Source organism: Xanthomonas populi (assembly GCF_002940065.1).
GTDB classification, from domain to species: domain Bacteria; phylum Pseudomonadota; class Gammaproteobacteria; order Xanthomonadales; family Xanthomonadaceae; genus Xanthomonas; species Xanthomonas populi.
This window is the reverse complement of sequence record NZ_MDEJ01000218.1, coordinates 1-3695: the sequence shown is the minus strand read 5'-3', so window position 1 is coordinate 3695 and position 3695 is coordinate 1. Positions and strand designations below refer to the sequence as shown.

Here is a 3695-nt window from a genome sequence, read left to right as displayed (position 1 = left end):
GCTGATTTTTTGAAGGTATGGTCATCATCCAGTGCGTGTCACCACGGCTACGACTTGGTTGTTCGAGGTGCCCTTAAGTGCACTCTTGAGGGTCGCAGCAGCAGACGAGTGCGATCCGCCACAACGATACTATTGGAATTCACACTGCGTTTTTCGCCATCAGCGTGCGGGCACGGGACCGGACCACCTCGTCGTGATCGTTGGTTCCTCGCTCTATCAATCGAAACTTTTCATCGTCAGGCAATGCCGCCAATGTCGAGGCCGCAGTTAGCGCGGCTTCGCGTATACGGCGACAGGGCGCACCCACGATCAACGCCTCGATAACGTCAGCCGTGTCGCGATTGGCAAGCTGTCCGGCCAGTGCCACGATCGATGCCAGCTTGTGTATGAGCGCAATTTGCGGCATTTCAATAATTCGTCCTTCAGACGGGTCAAAGAAATACTGATCGCTATCAAATTCGCGCTTCTTCGTCACCATGAGGTTGAGAGAGACAGACAATTGCTCCGGTGGAAACTGAGTATGGACGTCCATCTTCTCGTGATATGCCATGACTCGACCGACAGGCAACATCGTGCGCCCGAGAGGTTCCAGATCAACCAATTCGCCAATGTAGCCACGCACCCGGGAAGGATCGTATTGATAAATATCCGTCTCGTAACCGGGACCGTGATATCCCACCGTCATGAACAGAAAATTATGGTCGTGCGTGTTGCGGTAGCTGAAAACCCGCTCCTCTTGAGAACGGAATGTTTGTGACAACCTCAGTGGGGTCCAGATATTGGCACGAAGGAAAAAACCACTGCCGGCTCCCAGAAATACCGACTGTGGCGTGTATGCGGCCAGCGGACCATCGTTTAGGAATCGCTTGATCGCATTGTTGAAGTAGACAGGAATCAGATCGATATCGTTCGCCACACTGCAAAATTGCGGCGCCGATTCTGCGAGACCTTCCGCACAACTGAGATCTACATATTTCTCAACATGCTCAATAAAATCCGCTATCGACAACTTGTCCGTGCTGACTGGATCGACCGTAATAGGCATGGCTCATCTCTGTGAAATTCGATTCAATACCTTTTTTGCCGCTTCCCGTACATGCAGATGGGGGTCGCCTGCCGCAAGCTGCAGCCGTGGCATCAGTAGTTCCGGCGCCACATATCCGAGCGCCTGCATAGCTGCCCAACGAACAAAGTGCTGAGAATGATCACAAAGATCCAACAATGCCGGCACACCGGCCCGATTTTTCATGGCCCCGAGAGCTTGTACCATCGACACTAGCTCGGAGTCGATGGGATTGGCGGAAATGGCCTGTCACGCCTCCCCGGTTTGACGATGAAACGCCCATTGTAGTGGGTGATGCACAGTCGAGGTAAATTTTACCGTCAGGACAGGTGCCTGTATCACCACGTCGAACAGATTACTTCGGCTGTCGATGACGATGAGGTCGCCCGGCTCATGGACGCGCCGCACCCCAGGCTCAAGTCGTATAGATGGATCGAACGTACCAATTTCGATATCGCAAGGCATAAGGTAGTGATCTGCCGTGAGCGATTTTCGCCCCACGACCGCAACGATCATGTGCTGCGGCATCGTGTAGACGAACTCCGAAGAATGGGAGTATAGGCCAACTCTCAGTTGCCACTTCGGCCCACTTGCTACAACCAGATAGTTGGGCTCCCATGTATGGCACTGGTAGCCCGGATCATTGGCGATCTTCTGTAGCTCTCCCTCAGCCAGCCATGACAAAACGTCGGTCTCACACAACAGACCTTTCAGCTTCCCATCCATATTGAAAAAACCAGCATGATAGTCGCTAGCCATTCGGCTGTTTGCTTCTTCCGCGAACTCGAGAAGCTCTAAATGCTGCTTCATGCCATGTCCTGCCGCGATCCTTGAAATATTAATATGCAGGGCATCTTCTCCACCCTTATCTCCTTATCTTTGATTAGCCCTATTTAGCCCTGAGCCTCAGTCATATTTCAGGCATTGGGCCACATAGCGCGCTATTTTCCGAAGCTTTCCATTTTTTCGACCTCAACCGTAGAGGAGATTCCCAATGTTGTCAACATATCTATGTCAAGGTAACGCGTTCCCGATTTGAGATCGTGCCTTGCTATTTTTTTCCAATCCGATGAGTCTCATCCTAATCCGGAAGTACTATAGCGATCGCCTCGCCCGCTCACTTTCGCCACAACGTCACGTCCATGTCCATGATGAACACATCCACCGATCTACTGAAAGAACTCCGTATTGATCGCAAATCACCGCGTGACGCGTCACCTTCGCGGCGCGTGCTATGGATAGTCGTAGGCGTGGTGGTCGCGCTACTGGTAGTGGCGGGCCTGCTGCTGTTGGACCGCGCGCGACCGGCAGATGTGCAGACCGCACCGGTGGTGGCGATCAGTGGCGGCAGCAGTGCATCGGTGTTGGATGCATCGGGTTATGTGGTGGCGCGGCGCATGGCAACCGTCTCCGCGCAGGTCACTGGCAAAGTGCGCGAGGTGATGATCGAAGAAGGCATGCGGGTTGAACAAGGCCAGGTGATGGCCACACTCGACCCGCTGGATGCCGAAGCGCAGCGCACGCTGTCTGCATCGCAGCTGTCGGCTGCACGCAGCCAGGTCGACAACATGCAGGCGCAACTGGCGGTAGCCAATGCCGATGCCACGCGGCTGCAGTCGCTGGTCGGCGCGCAACTGGTGTCGCGCTCGCAGTACGAACAGGCCACCGCACAACGCGACGCCTTGCGTGCACAGCTGCAGAACGCGCAGCGCAATGTGCGCGTGGCATCGGACCAGTTGGCGATCTCGGCGATCCGCTCGGACTTCAACGTGGTGCGCGCGCCGTTTGCCGGTGTGGTCACCGCCAAGGCCGCGCAGCCCGGCGAAATCGTCTCGCCGTTGTCGGCCGGCGGCGGCTTCACCCGCACCGGCATCGGCACCATCGTGGATATGGATTCGCTGGAAATCGAAGTGGAAGTGGGCGAGTCCTACATCGGCCGCGTGCAGCCGAAGATGCCGGTAGAAGCGGTGCTCAACGCCTATCCGGAATGGAAGATTCCCGGCGAGGTGATCGCGATCATTCCTACCGCCGACCGCGGCAAGGCAACGGTAAAAGTACGCGTGGCATTCAAGGTCAAGGACCCGCGCATCTTGCCGGAAATGGGCGTGCGGGTGAGCTTTCTGGAACAAGCCAAACCGCAGGAAGCCAGCAAGCGGCCGGGCGTGCGCGTGCCAGCGGCGGCGCTGGTCGAACGCGACACGCGCACCGTGGCGTTCGTGGTTGGTGAGCGCAACACCGTCAGCGCGAAGACGGTCACTACCGGGATGGTGATGGGTGAGGACCGGCAGGTGTTATCGGGCCTGAGCGCGGGCGACAGCGTGGTGCTGGATCCGCCGCAAAGCCTGAAAGACGGCGACACGGTGGTGGAAGCAGAACCGGAGGCTGCCGAGTAACTGCACCGGCAACTGCGGTAAAACGTGGGCAGCGACGCCGCTCAGGGGAGCGCGGCGCCCACCTTGGCAGCCGGTTGTAGATGCCAGTCGCTGCGCCTGGATAGCACTGCGGTTGAACAAGGCGCAGCGAATACGCACCAAAGAACGCGATGTCGATCTTGATCCTGAGGTATCCCCACGTTTTTCAGCCCATGACCATCTGGTTGTAGACGTGTTCGGGCAGTGTGCGTAATCGCTCC

The 3695-nt window shown here is 56.8% G+C and carries 4 protein-coding genes; 1 reads left to right on the top strand and 3 read right to left on the bottom strand.

Annotation, left to right across the window (positions count from 1 at the left end; all coding sequences use genetic code 11):
• Nucleotides 1-139 precede the first annotated feature (139 nt).
• From XpopCFBP1817_RS19910 to XpopCFBP1817_RS19900, 3 genes are read right to left on the bottom strand one after another with little or no spacing between them, the layout of a single operon-like run.
• The gene (locus XpopCFBP1817_RS19910) at nucleotides 140-1045 is read right to left on the bottom strand and encodes a hypothetical protein (RefSeq protein WP_128418401.1); all 906 of its coding nucleotides are present in this window, start codon (nucleotides 1043-1045) and stop codon (nucleotides 140-142) included.
• 3 nt (nucleotides 1046-1048) lie between these two features.
• A complete protein-coding gene (locus XpopCFBP1817_RS24180; RefSeq protein WP_128418400.1) occupies nucleotides 1049-1270 on the bottom strand; it encodes a HEAT repeat domain-containing protein in 222 nt (73 codons plus the stop codon).
• 42 nt (nucleotides 1271-1312) lie between these two features.
• Nucleotides 1313-1873 carry a hypothetical protein gene (locus XpopCFBP1817_RS19900; RefSeq protein ID WP_128418399.1) on the bottom strand — a complete coding sequence of 187 codons (561 nt, stop codon included), beginning with the start codon at nucleotides 1871-1873 and terminating at the stop codon, nucleotides 1313-1315.
• Between the two features lie 287 nt (nucleotides 1874-2160).
• On the opposite strand from XpopCFBP1817_RS19900, the gene XpopCFBP1817_RS19895 reads away from it, so the two are divergent.
• Entirely contained in the window at nucleotides 2161-3456 is a 1296-nt protein-coding gene (locus XpopCFBP1817_RS19895) for an efflux RND transporter periplasmic adaptor subunit (protein WP_425479138.1), read from the top strand.
• The last annotated feature ends 239 nt before the right edge of the window (nucleotides 3457-3695 follow it).